General features: G+C 46.8%; 16 protein-coding genes. 10 read left to right on the forward strand and 6 right to left on the reverse strand.

Annotation, left to right across the window (positions count from 1 at the left end; all coding sequences use genetic code 11):
- The 7 genes from AACU59_RS05845 (at position 1) to AACU59_RS05875 (ending at position 10,659) form a co-directional block, all read left to right on the forward strand.
- Positions 1-984 (forward strand): ABC transporter ATP-binding protein, encoded by a 984-nt coding sequence (locus AACU59_RS05845; RefSeq protein ID WP_013857642.1) that lies wholly within the window; start codon positions 1-3, stop codon positions 982-984.
- Between the two features lie 37 nt (positions 985-1,021).
- Positions 1,022-2,014, forward strand: coding sequence for an ABC transporter ATP-binding protein (locus AACU59_RS05850; protein WP_013857643.1), 993 nt, complete (start codon positions 1,022-1,024; stop codon positions 2,012-2,014).
- Between the two features lie 148 nt (positions 2,015-2,162).
- A complete protein-coding gene (locus AACU59_RS05855) occupies positions 2,163-3,890 on the forward strand; it encodes a glycoside hydrolase family 9 protein (RefSeq protein ID WP_094145342.1) in 1,728 nt (575 codons plus the stop codon).
- A complete protein-coding gene (locus AACU59_RS05860; protein WP_017045861.1) occupies positions 3,887-4,762 on the forward strand; it encodes an N-acetylglucosamine kinase in 876 nt (291 codons plus the stop codon). Before AACU59_RS05855 ends, AACU59_RS05860 begins: the two co-directional genes overlap by 4 nt.
- 9 nt (positions 4,763-4,771) lie before the next feature.
- Entirely contained in the window at positions 4,772-6,685 is a 1,914-nt protein-coding gene (locus tag AACU59_RS05865) for a beta-N-acetylhexosaminidase (RefSeq protein ID WP_094145343.1), read from the forward strand.
- A 93-nt stretch (positions 6,686-6,778) separates the two neighbouring features.
- Entirely contained in the window at positions 6,779-9,184 is a 2,406-nt protein-coding gene (locus AACU59_RS05870) for a GH36-type glycosyl hydrolase domain-containing protein (RefSeq protein WP_094145345.1), read from the forward strand.
- A gap of 62 nt (positions 9,185-9,246) precedes the next feature.
- On the forward strand, positions 9,247-10,659 hold the full coding sequence (locus AACU59_RS05875) for a phosphoglucomutase/phosphomannomutase family protein (protein ID WP_013857648.1): 1,413 nt from the start codon (positions 9,247-9,249) through the stop codon (positions 10,657-10,659).
- Positions 10,660-10,765: 106 nt separating this feature from the next.
- Here AACU59_RS05875 and AACU59_RS05880 read toward each other — a convergent pair whose 3' ends face one another.
- The 6 genes from AACU59_RS05880 to AACU59_RS05905 form a co-directional block, all read right to left on the reverse strand.
- The gene (locus AACU59_RS05880; RefSeq protein ID WP_094145346.1) at positions 10,766-11,794 is read right to left on the reverse strand and encodes an ABC transporter ATP-binding protein; all 1,029 of its coding nucleotides are present in this window, start codon (positions 11,792-11,794) and stop codon (positions 10,766-10,768) included.
- The gene (locus AACU59_RS05885; RefSeq protein ID WP_094145348.1) at positions 11,794-13,419 is read right to left on the reverse strand and encodes an ABC transporter permease; all 1,626 of its coding nucleotides are present in this window, start codon (positions 13,417-13,419) and stop codon (positions 11,794-11,796) included. Before AACU59_RS05885 ends, AACU59_RS05880 begins: the two co-directional genes overlap by 1 nt.
- Positions 13,420-13,519: 100 nt before the next feature.
- Positions 13,520-14,533: a Fe(3+) ABC transporter substrate-binding protein gene (locus AACU59_RS05890; RefSeq protein ID WP_013857651.1), complete on the reverse strand. Its 1,014-nt coding sequence runs from the start codon at positions 14,531-14,533 to the stop codon at positions 13,520-13,522.
- 140 nt (positions 14,534-14,673) lie between these two features.
- On the reverse strand, positions 14,674-15,903 hold the full coding sequence (locus AACU59_RS05895; protein ID WP_026028234.1) for an ammonium transporter: 1,230 nt from the start codon (positions 15,901-15,903) through the stop codon (positions 14,674-14,676).
- A 27-nt stretch (positions 15,904-15,930) separates the two neighbouring features.
- Positions 15,931-16,269 (reverse strand): P-II family nitrogen regulator, encoded by a 339-nt coding sequence (locus AACU59_RS05900; RefSeq protein ID WP_010317537.1) that lies wholly within the window; start codon positions 16,267-16,269, stop codon positions 15,931-15,933.
- Positions 16,270-16,460: 191 nt separating this feature from the next.
- Positions 16,461-16,847, reverse strand: coding sequence for a YacL family protein (locus tag AACU59_RS05905; protein ID WP_010317535.1), 387 nt, complete (start codon positions 16,845-16,847; stop codon positions 16,461-16,463).
- Between the two features lie 81 nt (positions 16,848-16,928).
- Between AACU59_RS05905 and AACU59_RS05910 the strand changes: the two genes are divergently transcribed.
- The 3 genes from AACU59_RS05910 (at position 16,929) to AACU59_RS05920 (ending at position 20,633) form a co-directional block, all read left to right on the forward strand.
- Positions 16,929-18,074 carry a sugar diacid recognition domain-containing protein gene (locus AACU59_RS05910; RefSeq protein WP_017048371.1) on the forward strand — a complete coding sequence of 382 codons (1,146 nt, stop codon included), beginning with the start codon at positions 16,929-16,931 and terminating at the stop codon, positions 18,072-18,074.
- 133 nt (positions 18,075-18,207) lie between these two features.
- Positions 18,208-19,473, forward strand: a complete 1,266-nt coding sequence (locus AACU59_RS05915; RefSeq protein ID WP_013857655.1) for a GntP family permease — start codon at positions 18,208-18,210, stop codon at positions 19,471-19,473.
- 20 nt (positions 19,474-19,493) lie between these two features.
- Complete coding sequence (locus tag AACU59_RS05920) at positions 19,494-20,633, forward strand: glycerate kinase (protein ID WP_094145289.1); 1,140 nt, start codon at positions 19,494-19,496, stop codon at positions 20,631-20,633.
- The last annotated feature ends 70 nt before the right edge of the window (positions 20,634-20,703 follow it).

The raw sequence follows: 20,703 nt of genomic DNA on the forward strand, positions 1-20,703 counted from the left end.
ATGACAAACCCACTTATTTCAATCCGTAACCTATGCGTTGACTACATTACCGACGCCGGTGATGTTCGAGCATGCAGCAACGTCAGTTTTGACATTGCACCTGGCGAAGTATTTGGCCTTGCTGGTGAATCTGGCTGTGGTAAATCAACTATCGCGTTTTCACTGATGCGTCTGCATAAGCCGCCCGCGTTTATTACTGGTGGAGAAGTGATTTTTAATGGTGAAAATATCATTAAATACAGCGATGAACGCATGCAATCCTTTCGCTGGAGCCAAATGTCGATGGTGTTTCAAAGTGCGATGAACGCTTTGAACCCAGTATTGACGATGGAAGAGCAATTTTGTGACGTGATCATGCGCCATACCAACATGACTCGTGAACAAGCTAAACGCCGCGCTGAAGGTTTGTTAGAAATTGTCGATATTCACCCAAGTCGCTTAAACGATTACCCACACCAATTCTCAGGGGGGATGCGTCAGCGCTTGGTGATTGCAATTGCTCTCGCGCTCAATCCTAAAATGATCATTATGGATGAGCCGACTACGGCACTTGATGTGGTTGTCCAGCGTGAAATATTGCAAAAAATCTATGCGCTGAAAGAAGAGTTTGGCTTCTCTATCTTGTTCATCACCCATGATTTGTCCTTGATGGTCGAGTTCTCCGATCGGATTGGCATCATGTATTCCGGTGAATTAATTGAAGTGGCTCCTTCTAAACAGATTCTGGAAAGCCCTTTCCACCCTTATACCAAAGGGCTGGGTAGTTCTTTCCCTCCACTGACAGGCCCTAAAACGAAGTTAACTGGAATACCAGGTAACCCGTTGAACTTATTGGATATACCTCAAGGTTGTCGCTTCCAAGCTCGTTGCGATCGCGTACATGAAGCTTGCACCAAAATTCCAACGAGTTTGCGCCAAATAGAGCTTGGACGCTTCTCCAGTTGCCACCTTTACGGTGACCCAATTGCTCAAGTGAAACTGTAGAGCACAAGCTGTATTACAAAAATTTCTGGAGACAATTATGAGCAAAAATTTCGGTGAATTACTGGTTGAGGGGAAAAATCTAGTTAAAGATTTTCCAATCAACAGTAACACCCTAAAACAACCTATGATGCGAGCGATCAACGACGTATCGTTCAAAATGTTCAAAAGCCGCGGCTTGGCTGTCGTGGGTGAATCAGGCTCTGGCAAATCAACAACCGCTAAAATGATTGCCAAAATGTACGCACCAACATCCGGTGTAATTGAATACAAAGGACGCGATATTTTAGACATCACTTCACGCAGTGACCTGATGCACTATCGCGAAGGCGTCCAGATGGTATGGCAAGATCCGTTTGGCTCACTCAACCCAACTCATACCATTTTTCATCATATTGCTCGTCCACTGCTTATCCATAAAAAAGTGACGTCAGGTAATAAGAGAGAGTTAGAAGAACGCGTTCACGATTTACTGGAACAAGTCGGCCTTATTCCACCAAAAGAAACAGCCGCGAAATATCCGCACCAGTTGTCTGGTGGACAGCGCCAACGTGTCAACTTAGCGCGTAATATCGCGGTTGGTGCCGAAGTGGTACTGGCTGATGAACCAACCTCCATGTTGGATGTGTCGATTCGTGCGGGTGTTCTCAACCTGATGGAAGAGATGAAGTTTGAAAAGCAGATGTCGCTGCTTTATATCACACACGACATCGCCACCGCACGCTACATCGCCGAAGACTTAGCCGTCATGTACGTCGGACATATGGTGGAATGGGGCGATACCGAAGAGATCATTCACGATCCTCAGCACCCATATACCCAACTATTGGTTTCCGCGGTGCCCGATCCTAGTAAATCGATACACGAGAAGCTCAAAGGGAACAAAGGCGAAATTCCACTTTGGACCCCGGTATCAACAGGCTGCCCTTTTGCTGGTCGATGCATGCAGGCGAGTGACAAATGTCGTGAACAACTTCCAGCGGTGACTCAGTTGTCTGATAACCACTTTGTTCGTTGTTACTTATTTGAATAATCACTAACGCACACCTTAAGCGATTGAAGCCGCTGACATAACCTCATCGGCTTCAATATCTTAGGTAAAAATATAAAACAAAGTCAGCACACGCCCCCGACGGGTTGAGTGCTGGCGGGAAATCAAAGATCTGGCTTGGAGATGTTTAATGCTGCTACTGATTAACCATATTGGTTATGAGCCACAAGGGCCCAAACAGGCGATACTAATGAGTAACACGCTCCGTGTTTCTTCCGATATCGCCCTGCTTGTTTGTGCAAACAGCCATCAAACGGTGTCGACTTTCGTTGTTGAACCACAAGCTAAAGTCGCACATTGGCATTTAGGTAGCTTTTATACGATCGACTTTTCTCAATACACCACTTCAGGACAGTATTACCTGCGTTTTGAAAATACCCACTCCCCTATTTTTGAAATTGGTGAAGGGATACTGATGAAAAAAACGTTTTCTGATGTATTGCACTACTTCAAATCACAACGTTGTGGTGGCATTTTCGACCAGCAAGATAAGCTCGTACCACTGCTTGGTACATCAACCACTGCCGATGTACACGGTGGCTGGTACGACGCTTCCGGTGACGTCAGTAAGTATCTGAGTCACCTTTCTTACGCCAACTATTTAAACCCTCAACAAACCCCAATGGTGGTTTGGAATATGCTAAAGGGATTGGCACAACTAGAACACCACTCGAGTTTTGCTGCATTTTCTCGCACTCGCCTTAAGGAAGAGGCGTTATTTGGTGCTGATTTTCTGATCCGCATGCAAAACTCCGAGGGGTTCTTTTATACAACGGTCTTTGACAAATGGAGCAAGGACATTAAGCAGCGAGAGATCTGCGCCTATGCTACTCAATCCGGCCACAAGTCTGACGATTATCAAGCAGGATTTCGTCAAGGGGGCGGTATTGCGATTGCCGCTCTTGCGGTGGCAGCACGTTTAGATGTTCACGGTGATTTCACCTCAGAACACTATTTAACAGCGGCGGAGCATGGTTACTGGCATTTAAAAGAAAATAACACGCGCTATCTCGACGATGGCCAAGAAAACATCATTGATGCCTATTGCGCTCTGCTTGCATCGGTCGAACTCTACCGCTCAACTCATCAAGCAAATTATCTACTTGAGTGTCGTCTTTGGGCACAAAGGTTATGCGCTTATCAACACAGCGACGCTAACATCGCTCATTATTGGGCAGCCAATAGTGATGCCTCTCGTCCTTATTATCACGCCGCCGAAGCTGGACTACCAGTGATTGCACTGTGCGAATATCTCGAGATTGAAACAGAAGAACACCGCAAACAATCAGTCGTTCAAGTGATTGAGAATGCTTGCCGCTTTGAGCTCACCATCACTCATCAAGTCAGTAACCCATTTGGCTACCCACGCCAATATGTAAAACCAGTGAATGGCGACAAACGCTGCGCATTTTTTGTCGCTCACGACAATGAATCCGGCTACTGGTGGCAAGGCGAAAATGCGCGTTTAGGATCGCTCGCGTGTATGGCTTATCGCGCCCAAGCGTTCGTCAACGCGGATCTGCATGCCCCTTTAACCACCTTTGCACAAAACGCATTGAACTGGATTGTCGGATTAAATCCATACGATATGTGCATGCTCGATGGGCACGGTCGCAACAATCCAGACTACCTCCCCCACCTAGGCTTTTTTAATGCCAAAGGGGGAGTGTGTAATGGCATTACAGGCGGTTTTGAAGATGAAGAAGATATCGCTTTCAACCCAGCGAAACAGAAGGATGACATGATGCAAAACTGGCGTTGGGCTGAGCAATGGATTCCTCATGGTGCTTGGTATCTGCTGGCCATCACAACCCAGTTTTGCCACTTCTCAACACCAGACTTAGAGAGGCAATCATGACTTTTTATTATGTCGGTATTGATGGAGGTGGCACATCATGTCGCGCACGCATCCGCAACGAGCAAGGCGCGCTGTTAGGTGAAGCGAAAAGCGGTAGCGCCAATATTTTATTGGGTGTGGAACTTGCCATGCAGGCGATCATTGATGCAATTACTCAAGCGGCGCACCAAAGCGGGCTGACGAAAGAGAATTTTGCTCAGATGCACGTGGGTCTTGCTCTGGCTGGCGCTGAACAAAAATCCGCATGGCATGCGTTTATGTCTCAGACACATCCTTTTGCTTCACTAACGCTCAACACAGATGCTTATGGTGCCTGTATTGGTGCTCATAATGGCGACGATGGCGCAATTATGATCGCGGGAACGGGCTCTTGTGGCCTATTTTTACACGCAGGGCAGCAGCATGTGGTGGGGGGACGAGAGTTTCCTATATCCGATCAAGGCAGTGGTGCCATCATGGGTTTACGCCTAATCCAGCGCGTGCTGCTCATTGAGGATGGCATCGGCGAGCCTTCATTATTAAGCGCTCATGTGATGCAACATTTTAACCACGATGTTGATCAGATTGTCGAATGGTCAAAAACTGCACTCCCACGCGACTATGGCCAGTTCTCTCCCGTTATTTTTTCTCTAGCGCAACAAGGTGATGCGCTGGCGATCGAGCTTCTCAAACAAACCGCGGCAGACATCGAAATGTTTCTTGTCGCTCTTCATAACAAAGGAGCCAAGCGGATCTGCCTCATGGGTAGCATTGCAGAGCGTATCTTGTATTGGCTTTCTCCACCGGTACAACAGTGGATTGTTCAACCTCAATTCGACGCTATCGAAGGCGCGATTATGTTTGCCGGCAAAGCCGAGCATAATTTGTATTAAGGAATCACTATGAGCTATCGAATTGACTTTGCGGTACTCTCAGAACAGAAGCAATTTTGCCGTTTTGGTTTAACGTTCCATAACTTAAGCGATCAAGACCTAAAAGACTGGTCGTTACATTTTGTGATTGATCGCTTCATTCAGCCAGACAGCATCACCCATGGCAACGTAGTGCAAATAGGCAGTTTCTGCTCATTAGCGCCAGATATGACCGTGCTTGCTGCAAACTCGCATTTTTACTGTGAATTTAGCATCAAAACCGCTCCTTTCCATTTTTACACTGATGGCGTAAAGCACGCCTTTGTTCAATGCAATGGCGAGCAACCGATCGAACGTCATGATGTGATCGTAACCCCGATTGCTCTCGCCTCGCCTTATCGTGAGCGCAGTGAAATACCTGTAGCAGAAGCTTCGAGCCTCAGCCTCATTCCATTACCAAACAAGATTGAATCCGGCACAGGGCATTACACCTTAACGACTTCGAGCCAGATTACCTTGCAATCCACGTGCGCTGAGCAAGCTGCGACTTGGTTACAACAGGAACTCAACCGTATATTTGATTTTCAGCCCAAACCCATTGGCAGCGCTGATATTATCTACCGCACTAACCCGACCTTTGACGAGGGCGCGTATCAACTCAACGTCGATCGTACCGGCATTCGCTTAGAGGCGAGTGGCCATCAAGGCTTTATGTATGCTAGCGCGACCCTGTTGCAGTTGATTCAAGTTCAAGATCAATCCTGGTTAGTCCCCTGCGTCAAAATCAGTGATGCGCCACGCTTTAAGTACCGAGGCATGATGCTCGATTGTGCGCGCCATTTTCATAGAATCGAGACAGTTAAGCGACTTATTAACCAATTAGCGCATTACAAATTCAATACGTTCCATTGGCATTTGACCGATGATGAAGGATGGCGTATCGAAATTAAAGCACTGCCACAACTCACCGACATCGGTGCATGGCGAGGGGTTGATGAAGTGCTCGAACCTCAATACAGCTTGTTAACGCAGCGCCACGGTGGTTTCTATACACAACAAGAGATCAAAGAGGTTATCGCATACGCTCAAGAGCGTGGTATCACAGTGATCCCAGAAATTGATGTTCCCGGACATTGCCGCGCCGCGATCAAATCTCTGCCTAATCTGCTGGCCGATGAAGAGGATCAATCACACTATCGCAGCATTCAATATTACAACGATAACGTCCTCTCCCCCGCCCTTGAAGGTACGTATGAGTTCTTAGATATCGTCTTGCAAGAAGTCTCTGAGCTATTTCCATCCCCCTTTATCCATATTGGTGCCGACGAAGTGCCCGATGGGGTCTGGATTAACAGCCCTAAATGTCAACAACTGATGGCTGATAATGGCTATACCGAGGCCAAAGAATTACAAGGACACTTATTGCGTTATGCCGAACAAAAACTGCGTACGCTTGGCAAACGCATGGTCGGCTGGGAAGAAGCACATCATGGCAATAAGGTCAGTAAAGATACCGTTATCTACTCTTGGCTTTCTGAAGCGGCGGCATTGAACTGCGCGAAACAAGGGTTTGATGTGATTTTACAACCCGGTCAGTACACCTATCTGGATATTGCTCAAGATTATGCGCCAGAAGAACCGGGCGTTGACTGGGCAGGTGTTACCCCATTAGAAAAAGCCTATCGCTATGAACCTTTAGCCGAAGTGCCCGAAAACGATCCACTCCGTAAGCGAATTCTCGGTATTCAGTGCGCTTTATGGTGTGAATTAATCAATAACCCACAGCGTATGGAATACATGCTTTATCCACGCTTAACTGCACTCGCCGAAGCAGGATGGACTCATAAAGTGCATCGTGATTGGCAAGATTATCTGTCACGGCTCAAAGGACATCTGCCTATGTTGGACAAGCAAGGCATCCGTTACCGAGCACCATGGAAATAAACACAACACTTGGAGTCGGCATTGCCTCTCCTTGGTTTTCACTAGCATAATTTTTGGCTGCAAAAGACGCAGTTTGTTTAAAAGGAAATGACAATGAAATACGGCTATTTCGATAACGACAATCGTGAATATGTCATCACACGCCCTGACGTTCCAGCGCCTTGGACCAACTACTTAGGGACAGAAAAATTCTGCACCGTGATCTCTCATAACGCGGGCGGTTACTCTTTTTACAATTCACCAGAATATAACCGTGTTACCAAATTTCGCCCGAACGCTTCTTTTGATCGCCCGGGGCACTATGTTTACTTACGTGACGATGCAACTGGCGACTATTGGTCTATTTCTTGGCAACCCGTAGCAAAAAGCTTAGAAGAAGCGAAGTATGAAGTCCGCCACGGCCTCTCTTACTCCAAATTCAAATGTGAATACAGCGGCATTACTGCCACTAAAACTCTGTTTGTACCGAAAGGCGAAGATGCTGAAATTTGGGATGTCGTCATTAAAAACGATTCCACTGAGACTCGCACTATCAGCGCTTTTTCGTTTGTTGAATTCTCTTTTAGTCACATTCAATCCGATAACCAAAACCATCAAATGTCGCTTTACTCTGCAGGTACCGCTTATCACGCGGGTGTGATTGAGTACGATCTTTACTACAACACCAATGATTTCGAAGGCTTTTACTACTTAGCCTCGACGTTTGATCCAGACTCTTATGATGGCCAACGCGATACTTTCCTTGGTTTATATCGTGACGAATCCAATCCCATTGCAGTAGAACGTGGTCACTGCTCGAACAGCGCGCAAACCTGCTACAACCATTGCGGTTCGCTGCACAAACAGTTTGTGATCCAACCGGGTGAGGAAGTTCGCTTTGCTTATATTTTGGGAGTTGGTAAAGGCAATGGCGCGCGTTTGCGAGCTAAGTACCAAGACTTGGTTAATGTCGATGCCGCTTTTGCTGGGATCAAAGCGCATTGGGATGAACGTTGCGCGAAATTCCAAGTAAAATCACCGAATGAAGGCCTTGATACCATGATCAACACTTGGACGCTTTATCAAGCGGAAACGTGTGTAGTGTGGTCTCGCTTTGCCTCTTTCATTGAAGTGGGCGGTCGTACTGGCCTTGGTTACCGTGATACGGCGCAAGATGCCATTTCAGTACCGCACGCAAACCCGAAGATGACCCGTAAACGCTTGGTTGATCTACTTCGTGGTCAAGTCAAGGCGGGCTATGGCCTGCACCTATTTGATCCGGACTGGTTTGATCCAGAAAAAGCGGATGTCAAACCATCAAAATCGCCAACCGTTGTACCAACACCAAGTGATGAAGATAAGATCCACGGCATTGAAGATACGTGTTCTGACGATCATCTCTGGCTCGTTCCAACCATCTGTAAATACGTGATGGAAACGGGTGAAACATCCTTCTTTGATGAAGTGATCCCTTACGCCGATGGTGGCAATGCAACGGTTTACGAACACATGAAGGCGGCGCTTAACTTCTCGGCAGAATACGTGGGGCAAACAGGTATCTGCAAAGGCTTACGTGCTGACTGGAACGACTGCTTGAACTTAGGTGGTGGCGAATCATCTATGGTTTCTTTCCTCCACTTTTGGGCGCTGCAAGAGTTTATCGACCTTGCAAAATACCGTGACAATGCAGAGGATGTTGCGAAATATAGCGAAATGGCGGCGAACGTACGTGAAGCTTGTGAAACTCACCTTTGGGATGAAGAAGGTGGCTGGTATATCCGTGGCCTGACGAAAAATGGCGACAAGATAGGAACTGCTCAGCAAACCGAAGGTCGAGTTCACCTTGAATCAAACACACTTGCCGTCTTATCGGGCGCAGTGTCGCAAGAGCGTGGTGAAAAAGCGATGGATGCCGTTGATGAGAATCTATTCTCCGAATACGGCTTACATCTGAATGCACCGTCCTTCTCAACCCCTAATGATGACATCGGTTTCGTTACTCGTGTTTATCAAGGTGTTAAAGAAAATGGCGCTATTTTCTCACATCCAAACCCTTGGGCATGGGTTGCAGAAACGAAGCTCGGCCGTGGCGATCGAGCCATGAAGTTCTACGACGCATTAAACCCTTATAACCAAAATGACATCATTGAAAAACGCATTGCAGAACCTTACTCATACGTGCAGTTCATTATGGGACGTGATCACCAAGATCACGGCCGTGCGAACCATCCATGGTTAACAGGCACGTCTGGTTGGGCCTACTTTGCCGTCACCAACTTCATTTTGGGTGTTCGTGTCGGTTTTGATGGCCTCTTCGTCGACCCATGCATTCCTACCAATTGGCCTGGTTTTGAAGTCACTCGCCAATGGCGCGGCGCGACTTACAACATCACAGTGCAAAACCCGAACTCCGTCAGTAAAGGGGTGAAAACAATCACAGTGAATGGCGAAGCAGTAGAAGGCGTGATTCCTGTCATGGCACAAGGCAGTGTCAACGATGTAGTGGTTATTCTCGGTTAACGCGATTTGAGCCTCAGCGCGAAGGAGCTGAGGCTCAACATTCGTCCCACAAGGATTTTATTATGATCAAATTTGGTACAGGTGGCTGGCGCGCCTTTATTGGTGAAGAGTTTACCAAAGACAACGTCTGTCTAGTGGCTCAATCACTTGCCAACATCATTAACCACGAAAATGTGGCTAACAACGGGTTCGTTATCGGCTACGACCGCCGCTTTCTTTCTGACAAAGCCGCACGTTGGTTTGCGCAAGTCTTAGCAGCAAATGGCGTGGTGGTAAGTTTTATCGATAAGTTTGTTCCTACCCCAATTGTGATGTTCAAGGCCAAAGAGATGAATTGCGCCTATTCGGCGTGTATTACGGCATCTCACAACCCTGCGGACTACAACGGCATCAAAGTGTTCATTGAAGGTGGACGAGACGCTGATGAAGTGATCACACAAAAGATTGAACAACAAATCGCGTCACTGACGCTTGCCGATGTAAAACACGTCGAATTTGAACAAGCGCTGCAAGATAAATCGATTGTCATCATCAACCCAATGAATGAATTTGTCGATTCAATCATCAACTTTATCGATATTGAAGCGATCAAAAAAGCCAACCTACGTGTGTTGATTGACCCTATGTTTGGCGTCGCGAAAAATGCATTGCAGACGGTTCTGATCAATGGCCGCTGCGATGTGGATGTGATCAATGATGGCAAAAACCCCGATTTTGGCGGTTTAATGCCTTCCCCTAATGCAGCGACTCTTTATCGTCTCAAACATTTAGTGGCCGCAGAAGGTTACGATATTGGGATAGGTACCGACGGTGATGCAGACCGACTTGGTATTATTGATGAGAAAGGCAACTTCATCCATCCTAATGAAGTACTGATCCTGCTTTACTACTACCTGCTTGAATATAAGGGCTGGAAAGGATCCGTGGTGCGTAACATCGCCACCACCCACCTACTGGATAAAATTGCCGCTGACCACGATGAGAAAAGTTTTGAAGTCCCCGTTGGCTTTAAACACATCAGCTCACAAATGGAAGCGGATGATTCACTGATTGGTGGTGAAAGCTCCGGCGGTTTAACCATTCGTGGACACATCAAAGGTAAAGATGGGGTTTTTGCATCGAGTTTGTTGGTTGAAATGATCAGCGTGACAGGTAAAAAACTCTCCGAATTACTGGGGGAAATTTACGCGAAATACGGTTACGCCTACACCGCAGAAGGTGACTGCAAATTTAAAGCCGCACAAAAAGAGTCGTTGTATAACAAAATTTACGTTGAGAAACAGTTGCCTCAATTTGAGTATGAGATTGAGAAAGTCAGTTACGAAGACGGAGCCAAAGTCTACTTCAAAAACGGCGGCTGGGTTATTGCTCGTTTCTCTGGTACTGAACCATTGCTACGCATTTTTGCCGAAATGGCGGATAAAGACACTGCAGAACGTGTTCTTCAACAGGTGAAAGATTTTCTATCGTTATAGCTTTTACCCACTTCGACTCAAATTTGAGTCGCTATACCCGCACAGTATGAAGAGGTTGTAGGTATATCGATGCAGAACACTTGCCCGGCGTCACGCCGGGCTTTTTTTAAAAAGCCAACACACCTTGCGTATCAATGCTGACTGCAACATTTTGCCCAACACTCAACGGCTGTGAAGAACTCGCCAGCAACTTACTGCCATACGCATCAATCACATAACGGCAGTGATCGCCCATAAATTGCTGCTCTAACACGCGGACTTTGCTCTCTTGCTGCGCACTAATTTGAATGTGTTGTGGCCGCAGTAGTAATTCGCATTTAGCTTCAAGCTCTATGGGTTGCTGAGCTTTGGCGTCAACCACGCCTAAATCGGTCTCAAATTGCCATTCTGAAATTCGTTTGGCGCTTAAATAACTTCCACCACCCAAGAAATCGGCCACAAATTTACTCGACGGTTGGTAGTACAGCTCTGATGCGGTGCCATATTGCTCAATCACACCGTGGTTCATTACCGCCATTTTATCAGCAAAAGCAAAAGCTTCTTCGCGGCTATGGGTCACAAAAATAGCCGTCACACCCTGCTTTTTAAAAATGTTGCGAATTTCACCGATCAACTCATGGCGAACTTGGGTATCGATGTTGGAAAACGGCTCATCAAGCAGGAGTAGATCCGGTTTATACGCTAAGGAGCGAGCAATCGCCACTCGCTGCTGCTGCCCACCCGATAGTTGATGAGGATAACGATTTCCCAGCCCCACCAAATGCACTAATGACAACATCTCTTCGACTTTCGCTTTACGCTGGGTTTGAGAGAGTTGACGCAATCCAAACGCGATATTTTCCGCAACAGTTAAGTGAGGAAATAGCGCATAATCTTGGAAAATCATCCCTATGTTTCGCGCTTCCGGTGGCAACCAATGTTGACCATCATCAATCGTTACACAATTAAGGCTCATCACCCCAGAGCTAAGCGGCAGCAAACCCGCAATAGCTTTCAATAAGGTCGTTTTCCCACAACCACTTGCTCCTAATAAACAGACGATTTCTCCCTGTTTGACTTCCAGCGACAGCGATTGTAAAACCGTTTGGTTTTCATATTTGCAAGTCAAATCATGAATAGACAGCGCACAACTCATCAGTGATTTTGCTCCAGTGAACGGTTAACGACGATAAGCGGAATTAAACCAACCGCGACCAAGAGTATCGCAGGCAAAGCAGCCACTTCTAATTGTTCATCCGATGCGTAGTTATAAACATAGGTCGCCAAGGTTTCGAAATTGAACGGACGCAATAACAAAGCGGCATTCAGCTCTTTCATTGACTCAATAAACACCAACAACCCAGCGATAAGCGTACCACGGCGGATCAATGGCAGATGAACTCGCCACAGCATAGCGTTCGATCGATAACCCATAGTTCGAGCCGCCATATCCAAAGAAGGTGAGACTTTATTGAGGCTACTTTCTATGCTACCAATCGCCACGGCCGAAAAACGCACCACTAAAGCAAAAATAATAGCAAACATCGAACCAGAAAAGATAAGACCCGGTCGCCCCCATTGCATCGCTTTAGCAACATCATTGACCCAATGATCCATAAACAGCACCGGAACCATCACACCAATCGCTAACACGGTTCCGGGAACCGCATAACCCATAGAAGACAAGCGCATAAAGGCTAAAGTCACTCCATTGGAGTTCAACCGATGGCAAAAATTCACGACCAAAGCAATCAACACCGCCACCAGCGCTGTCGTCAACGAAACCGTTAAGCTATTGATCGCAAAGTCTTGGAACTCCGAAGTCCAACTTTTCGCAAAATAGTGATAAGCGAATGAGACCAACTGCAATAAAGGCAGAAGAAACGCGAGCGCAACTAGCCCCCAACACCAACACAAAGCGGCCCATTTTTTCCACCCTTGCAACTGATAGCGAAAATCTTCATGGCTGTTAAATTGGCTTTGAAATAATTTCTGTTTACGACGGCTATAGCGCTCTGCGCTCAGCAGTAATAATACAATCACCAACATGATGGCGGATATTTTCGCTGCCGCATTCAAATTAGAATAACCGAGCCAAGTGTCATACACCGCAGTCGTTAGGGTATTAACGGCAAAGTAACTCACCGTACCAAAATCACCCACCGTTTCCATCGCCACTAAGGAGAGGCCAACCGCCATCGCGGGCCGTGCAAGCGGTAGTGAAATCAGACGAAAACTCTGCCACGGAGAGCATTTTAATAGACGAGCGGATTGCAATAAGGAGACGTTTTGTTCCATGAATGCTGCACGGCACAGTAGGTAAACATATGGATAAAGCACCAGCGCAAGCACAATGCTTGCCCCGCCCAAACTGCGAATGTCGGGAAACCAGTAATCACCTGCGCCCCAACCCGTAATATCTCTAAGTAACACTTGCACTGGGCCTGCGTAGTCAAACCAACCGGTAAAGATGTAACCGATAATATAGCCGGGCATCGCAAGTGGTAACACCAAAGCCCATTGTAAAATGCGTTCGGTAGGCAGCTTACACATCGCCATTAACCAAGCACTGGGAATGCCAAATAGTAAAGAAAGCCCCATCACACTGAACGTTAATACGACGGTATTAAAGGTATAGGTGGGCATCACGGTTGACATGAGATGAGAAAAAACCTCATCACTTTGTCCCGCAGCGGTAATAAAGATGGCTAAGATCGGCAAAACCAGTAGCACTGTGACACTGGCACTACTGGTTTTCCATAATGTATTTTTTTCTTTCATTGCCTAATTACAATAAGGCTCACTGACACATAAATGCGTTTGCAAATACATCTCATGCCCCTTCAATAGAACAGGGGCAGTGTTATACCCCTAGAACCGATTAAAGGTCAAATTTCACTTCATCAAGCAGCTTAATTGCCGCGGCATGATTGTCGGCAATTTTTTCGAGCGGCAGTGGATCCGCTTTAAAATCACCCCATGAAGCGACTAGTGCAGAACGCTCAACACCTGCTTTTACTGGGTATTCAAAGTTGACGTCAGCGTACATGTGCTGTGCTTTATCGCTGGTCAAAAACTCCATTAGCTTAACTGCGTTTTCTTTGTTAGGCGCATACTTCGCCATCGCCATACCACTCACGTTAACGTGCGTGCCTTGCGCATTCTGACCTGGGAAGTTGATGTAGACGGCTTCAGCCCATGATTTTTGCTTCTCATCAGCTAACATTTTCCCTAAATAATAGCTATTACCCAATGAGACATCACACAAACCTTCTTTAATCGCTTTAACTTGGTCACGATCATTACCTTGAGGCTTACGTGCTAAATTTGCTTTGACACCTTCAAGCCAAACTTTAGTGCTCGCTTCGCCTTGCTCTGCAATCATGGATGCAACCAGCGCCACGTTGTAAGGGTGCTTACCACTACGAGTACAGATTTTGCCTTTAAATTCAGGCTTCGCGAGGTCAGCGTAGTTGAAGTCATCACCCAGCTTGCCTACGCGATCGCGTGATGAGTAGACGCTACGGGTACGTATTGTTAGTGCAAACCACTCATCTGCGCTATCGCGATATTGGGCAGGAATGTTAGTTTCAATGGTTTTGTTATCCACCGCTTGGACTAAACCTTTTTCAGATAACTCAAAAAGACGGCTAAATTCTGAGGTTAAAATCACGTCAGCAGGGCTGTACTCACCCTCTTGTACCAATTTCTCAGCAATCCCTTCTTTCGCAAACTTCACATTCACTTTAATGCCCGTTTGTTGAGTGAACTCTTTAAACATCGGCTCAATCAAAAATGGTTGGCGGTATGAGTAAACGTTGACCTCCTCTGCCGCCATCGCGCTCGGAGCCATCACACTACATGCCATCGCAGACAGAGTAAGCAGTTTCTTCATTTCTAGTTCCCTTTAAAATTGGTAATGATAATGTTTATCAGTTTCGTTATTATATTGATGATCGATTGAAAAACAATTCAATCAATAAAAAAACCTGCCTTAATCGGCAGGTTTTTAGGTAGGTTATCTGTAAGGAAATATTACTTTATTGTCACGAATTCTGGGTAGGCCCCCACCCCACAGTCGTGCATATCCATCCCTTCTAATTCTTCTTCTTCCGAAACTCGAATGCCTATCGTTGCCTTCAGGATGCCCCAAACCACAAGGCTTGCACCAAATACCCAAGCGAAAATCACTGCGGCTCCAAGTAGTTGAGCGCCAAAAGTCGCATCAGTATTGCTGATTGGCACAACCATTAAACCGAACAAACCACATACGCCATGTACTGAAATTGCGCCCACAGGATCGTCAATTTTCACTTTATCAAGGGCAATAATGCTAAACACAACCAACACACCCGCTACAGCACCAATCGCTACCGCATACAGTGGTGATGGAGAGAGAGGATCAGCGGTAATAGCCACTAACCCGGCCAACGCACCGTTGAGTACCATGGTTAAATCCGCTTTACCCCAAGTGGTTTTACACACTAATAGAGCCGCGATAGAACCGGCTGCTGCAGCGGCATTGGTGTTGAGGAAAATCTGACCAACCGCTGTCGCGTTTTCAAAATCAGACAGCATTAGTTGTGAACCACCGTTAAAACCAAACCAGCCAAACCACAGGATAAATGTACCCAAAGTCGCAAGTGGCATGTTGGAGCCCGGAATAGGGTAAATTTCACCATTTTTACCGTATTTACCTTTACGAGCTCCCAACAAGATGACCCCAGCTAGCGCCGCCGATGCACCCGCTAAGTGAACAATACCAGAGCCGGCAAAATCACTGAAACCGGCAGCAGAAAGAAAGCCACCGCCCCAAGTCCAATAGCCTTCCATTGGGTAAATGAATGCGGTCAAAATGACGGAAAAAATAAGGAACGACCACAATTTCATTCGCTCAGCGACAGCGCCAGAAACCACCGACATCGCGGTTGCAACAAACACCACTTGGAAGAAAAAGTCTGATTCAAGGGAGTGATCCGCGCCTTCTGCTTGGCTACCTATCAAGGAGCCGAATGAAGGCAGCCAGCCTGCTTCTGCGTTATCAACATACATAATGTTGTAACCAACCACTAAATACGTGGTACAGGCAATCGCGTACAAACAAAAGTTTTTGGTTAAAATTTCAGTGGTGTTTTTAGAACGAACTAAACCTGCCTCTAGCATGGCAAAGCCAGCCGCCATCCACATCACCAACGCACCCGAAATCAAGAAAAAAAACGTATCGAGTGCGTAACGTAGCTCTGTTACCGTTGCTGCTAATTCCATAATGGTTATCTCCAATCCTTTGAATCTTTACAGTGCTTCACTGTCCATTTCGCCAGTACGAATACGCACAGCTTGGCTGAGGTCATACACAAAAATTTTTCCGTCACCAATTTTTCCGGTGTGCGCCGCTTTGATGATCGCCTCTATCACGCGATCGACATTTTCAGCTTGTGTCGCTATTTCTAATTTCACTTTAGGCAGAAAATCGACTTGATATTCCGCGCCTCGGTAGAGCTCGGTGTGCCCTTTTTGGCGACCAAAGCCTTTCACTTCGGAAACCGTCATCCCTTCGATGCCGACATCGGCCAAAGCTTCACGCACATCGTCTAACTTAAATGGTTTAATTATCGCGTTGATCAGTTTCATTGCATCCTCTCACAAGCAGTAGTCTGTTTACGATCAATACAATCCAAGCTGCGTGCCAACTTTTTAACTTAATGATTTTAAAAGATTTGCAACCATTTCTTATGCCAAAAAGAAAAGGGTTGCACAAATGAGGTGCAACCCTTTCCCACAAATAAAGCGAAGTGTTTAATCTTCACCAGTTTTGTGCAGCGCTAAGTGAAGTCCGCAGGTGAGTAACGTACAAATTCGCACCACTGCTTGATCATCAAAGCAAAATCATCGATGCCGCAGCTTGCGGTGCTTTCACAATCGTAAAAATCAAACTCACTGTCACTATCAAGCGCTTCACCATGCGTCAAAACATTGGCCTGAACCGTGACCTCATCGGCAAGAATCATCACGCTGATCTCCTGCCCCTCAAGCGTCTGCTCTTGATTAAATGCACGTTTCGATGCTGCCATTAGCGCAATAACTTGATCTATTTTGGGAAGATCGTTGCTGATCTCCTCTTGTAGCCAACGGCCAATAATTTCGTGCCCCATCGAAAAAGAGCAGTAATAGCTCCCATCTAGGGTGTTTTTTTTAAATTCGTAGTCCATCGGGTTCTCGATATTGGTGCTTGGGGATACGGATAACTTTGTTATTATCGGTGATTATGGCTAACGAAACCACTTGAGATTATGCAGATCACAGAAACCACCGCACGCCAGATTGTAGAAAGAGCGATGAAGATCATCACTTATTCAGTCAACGTAATGGATGAAAAGGGACGCATTATTGGCTCAGGTGATCCCACTCGTTTACACCAGAAACACGAAGGGGCGATTTTAGCCATCAATGAAAATCGAGTGGTTGAAATTGATCATGCCACCGCCAGTTACCTAAAAGGCGTTAAACCCGGCATCAATTTCCCCATCATTTACCAACAACGGGTGATCGGCGTGGTTGGAATTTCCGGTAACCCAACGGAGGTTCATCGTTATGGCGAACTGGTCAAAATGACGGCGGAGCTTATCGTTGAACAAGCTGCACTGATGGCACAAGTACAGTGGAATAAGCGCCACCGTGAAGAGCTGCTATTACAACTAATTCAAGGTGCCACTCTCAACGAAACACAGCTCAATTCAATCGCCGAACGATTAGGGCTCGACCTTTCCCAGCCGCGTATCGCTGCCGTGGTCAAATTGATCCCAGATAACGATACCGCCTTATCGCTAGAACACTTACAGCAGTTAGTGCATCTGCTGGAATACCCTGAACGGGACAATTTGGTGGGGATCATTTCAGTTTCTCACAACGAAGTGGTGGTTTTAAAACCCATCTCACTCACCGAAAAAGGTTGGTCACAAGAGGCCGAAACGAAACGAGTCAATCAACTGTTGAAGCGAGTGAAAAAAGAGGGCAAATTCACCATCAAAATTGCACTAGGTGATTATTTTCCAACGCTCTCTGGGCTTGCTCAATCTTATCAAACCGCCAAGTTGACGATGCAAGCCTCCCACCATAAACAGGGAGACGTCTTCTTTTATCAAGATGATAAGTTACCTGTACTGCTCAATAGCGTACAGCATGAGCCATGGAGCCGCGAGCAGTTACGCCAACCCTATACCCTGCTGGAACGGTATGACACTAAGGGAATATTAATTAAAACCCTCCGCCATTATTTTGAGCAAAACTGCGATGTCCATCAAACTTGCCAAGCACTGCATATTCACCGTAATACCTTGCGCTATAGGCTTGAAAAAATTGAGCAAGTAACCGCTTTAAAATTCAATCAGTTAAATGACATTACTCACCTTTATTTGGCTTTATCTTGCTTCAAATAAAAACATAAAATTGTGCATTTGCACAATTAATCAGTCGCGTCAAAGCCAGTAATCTGTGCAATAGACTGAAGACTCTTTTATTTTTGCTCCCTATATTGCAGCCAATCACTGATAAAAAATATGGATATAGAAGATGATTGAAGTTTCAACTCTCGGAGCTCTGGCCGCATTAGTCGTGGCTATCACGCTCATTCTAAAAAAAGTACCACCCGCCTATGGCATGATCATCGGCGCGTTGGTCGGTGGCGTGATCGGCGGTGTATCGCTGACCGACACCGTTGCTCTGATGATTGGTGGCGCACAAGGCATTGTGACCGCGGTGCTACGCATTCTTGCAGCAGGTATTTTAGCTGGTGTATTGATTGAATCAGGCGCTGCCACTTCCATTGCAGAAACCATAGTGAAAAAGGTTGGAGAAACTCGCGCTTTATTTGCCTTGGCCTTAGCAACCTTAATTTTGACTGCGGTCGGCGTGTTTGTCGACGTGGCAGTAATCACCGTATCTCCTATCGCTCTGGCGATCGCTCGCCGTGCCGATCTCTCCAAGGCGGCCATTCTGCTAGCGATGATTGGCGGCGGTAAAGCGGGTAACGTAATGTCACCTAACCCTAATGCGATTGCCGCAGCCGACGCGTTTAACGTGCCACTTACTTCTGTAATGGCGGCGGGTATTATTCCTGGGATCTGCGGGCTTATTGTGGCTTACTTGATTGCCAAACGTTTAGTCAATAAAGGAAGTAAAGTCTCCGCCAGTGAAGTCGTTGCGGTGGATCATTCTAGGCTCCCCCGCTTTAGCTCAGCGATCATCGCACCATTAGTGGCGATTGTGTTACTCGCACTACGCCCTATCGCTGGCATCAATGTGGATCCTTTAATTGCACTCCCATTAGGCGGATTAGTCGGTGCGGTCGTGATGGGACGATTTGCAGACACTAACCACTTCGCGGTTTCAGGTTTAACACGCATGGCTCCGGTTGCGGTTATGCTGCTTGGTACTGGTACTTTAGCCGGCATCATCGCCAATTCAGGTCTTAAAGGCGGTTTAATCGAAGTACTGACCGCTTCTGGGTTACCTTCTTACCTGCTTGCACCGATCTCAGGTGCAATGATGTCACTGGCAACCGCTTCAACCACCGCAGGTACAGCCGTTGCCTCCAGCGTCTTTAGCTCCACTATACTCGAACTAGGCGTACCTGCGCTGGCAGGAGCTGCCATGATCCATTCAGGTGCGACCGTACTTGATCATATGCCACACGGTAGTTTCTTCCACGCCACGGGCGGAGCGGTACATATGGACATTCGTGAGCGTCTCACCTTAATTCCTTATGAATCGGCAGTAGGTTTAGTGATTGCCTTCATTTCTGTGATGATTTTTGGCGTATTTGGTCTGTTTGTTTAACGCAGTTAAGGTGTTAAAAAATGAAAATTGTTATTGCTCCAGATTCTTATAAAGAGAGCCTAACGGCAATGGAAGTCGCCACCGCGATAGAGAATGGATTCAAACAAGTGTTGCCCGATGCGCACTACATTAAGTTACCGATGGCTGATGGCGGCGAAGGGACGGTCCAATCACTGGTTGATGCCACTAATGGATCGATTGTTACCACAACCGTAACGGCGCCGCTAGGTGAACAAGTCGAGGCTTTTTATGGCTTAATGGGTGATGGTAAAACAGCGATCATTGAGATGGCGGCCGCATCGGGCTTACACCTGGTGCCGCCAGAGCAACGCAACCCAATGAACACCACCAGCTACGGTACTGGTGAGCTGATTAAAACCGTGCTTGATCAAGGTGTTGAACACATCATCATCGGCATTGGTGGTAGCGCAACCAACGATGGTGGCCTCGGCATGGCGCAAGCCCTCGGCATCCAACTGCTTGATTCAGATGGCAATCCATTAGGCTTTGGTGGCGGTGAATTATCAAAACTGGCCTCGATTGATCTCACACTACTGGACCCACGTTTAGCCCACATCAAACTGGAGGTCGCCTGCGATGTCGATAATCCACTGTGCGGCGTACAAGGCGCTTCGCACGTCTTTGGCCCACAAAAAGGAGCAACACCCGAGATGGTCGCGCAACTTGATGCCAACCTTGCGCATTATGCAAACATCATCAAAACGCAATTAGGTCGTGATGTTAAAGAGATGCCGGGTGCTGGCGCGGCAGGCGGTTTAGGTGCGGCGCTGGTTGGTCTACTAGGAGCGAGCCTTCGTCCGGGCATTGAAATTGTGATGGATGCTGTGAACCTTAGCGATGTAGTCAAGGATGCCGATTTAGTCATCACTGGGGAAGGACGCATTGATAGCCAAACCATTCACGGTAAAACGCCAATCGGTGTTGCGCGCACTGCCAAACTTTTTTCCGTGCCAGTGATCGGCATTGCAGGCTGCTTGTCAGCAGACTGCGCCGTTGTTCACCCACATGGCATTGATGCGGTATTCAGTGTCGTTCCACGCTCGGTCGACTTGCCTACAGCCCTTGCCGAAGCGGCGCAAAATGTAGAAATGACCGCGCGTAATGTCGCGTATGTTTTTAGCTTGTCTTACAGGCAATAACTATTTCGCTGAATACCATATGACGTTCACACTCATTTTAACTCCATTGACAGAACAACGTTATAAATTA

The organism is Vibrio sp. V23_P3S9T160, assembly GCF_963886625.1.
Lineage (GTDB): Bacteria > Pseudomonadota > Gammaproteobacteria > Enterobacterales > Vibrionaceae > Vibrio > Vibrio anguillarum.

Excerpts from the sequence above, each read along its gene's own strand:
- AACU59_RS05845 (WP_013857642.1), top strand. The coding sequence starts at position 1 with ATGACAAACCCACTTATTTCAATCCGTAACCTATGCGTTGACTACATT.
- AACU59_RS05850 (WP_013857643.1), top strand. The coding sequence starts at position 1,022 with ATGAGCAAAAATTTCGGTGAATTACTGGTTGAGGGGAAAAATCTAGTT.
- AACU59_RS05855 (WP_094145342.1), top strand. The coding sequence starts at position 2,163 with ATGCTGCTACTGATTAACCATATTGGTTATGAGCCACAAGGGCCCAAA.
- AACU59_RS05860 (WP_017045861.1), top strand. The coding sequence starts at position 3,887 with ATGACTTTTTATTATGTCGGTATTGATGGAGGTGGCACATCATGTCGC.
- AACU59_RS05865 (WP_094145343.1), top strand. The coding sequence starts at position 4,772 with ATGAGCTATCGAATTGACTTTGCGGTACTCTCAGAACAGAAGCAATTT.
- AACU59_RS05870 (WP_094145345.1), top strand. The coding sequence starts at position 6,779 with ATGAAATACGGCTATTTCGATAACGACAATCGTGAATATGTCATCACA.
- AACU59_RS05875 (WP_013857648.1), top strand. The coding sequence starts at position 9,247 with ATGATCAAATTTGGTACAGGTGGCTGGCGCGCCTTTATTGGTGAAGAG.
- AACU59_RS05880 (WP_094145346.1), bottom strand. The coding sequence starts at position 11,794 with ATGAGTTGTGCGCTGTCTATTCATGATTTGACTTGCAAATATGAAAAC.
- AACU59_RS05885 (WP_094145348.1), bottom strand. The coding sequence starts at position 13,419 with ATGAAAGAAAAAAATACATTATGGAAAACCAGTAGTGCCAGTGTCACA.
- AACU59_RS05890 (WP_013857651.1), bottom strand. The coding sequence starts at position 14,533 with ATGAAGAAACTGCTTACTCTGTCTGCGATGGCATGTAGTGTGATGGCT.
- AACU59_RS05895 (WP_026028234.1), bottom strand. The coding sequence starts at position 15,903 with ATGGAATTAGCAGCAACGGTAACAGAGCTACGTTACGCACTCGATACG.
- AACU59_RS05900 (WP_010317537.1), bottom strand. The coding sequence starts at position 16,269 with ATGAAACTGATCAACGCGATAATTAAACCATTTAAGTTAGACGATGTG.
- AACU59_RS05905 (WP_010317535.1), bottom strand. The coding sequence starts at position 16,847 with ATGGACTACGAATTTAAAAAAAACACCCTAGATGGGAGCTATTACTGC.
- AACU59_RS05910 (WP_017048371.1), top strand. The coding sequence starts at position 16,929 with ATGCAGATCACAGAAACCACCGCACGCCAGATTGTAGAAAGAGCGATG.
- AACU59_RS05915 (WP_013857655.1), top strand. The coding sequence starts at position 18,208 with ATGATTGAAGTTTCAACTCTCGGAGCTCTGGCCGCATTAGTCGTGGCT.
- AACU59_RS05920 (WP_094145289.1), top strand. The coding sequence starts at position 19,494 with ATGAAAATTGTTATTGCTCCAGATTCTTATAAAGAGAGCCTAACGGCA.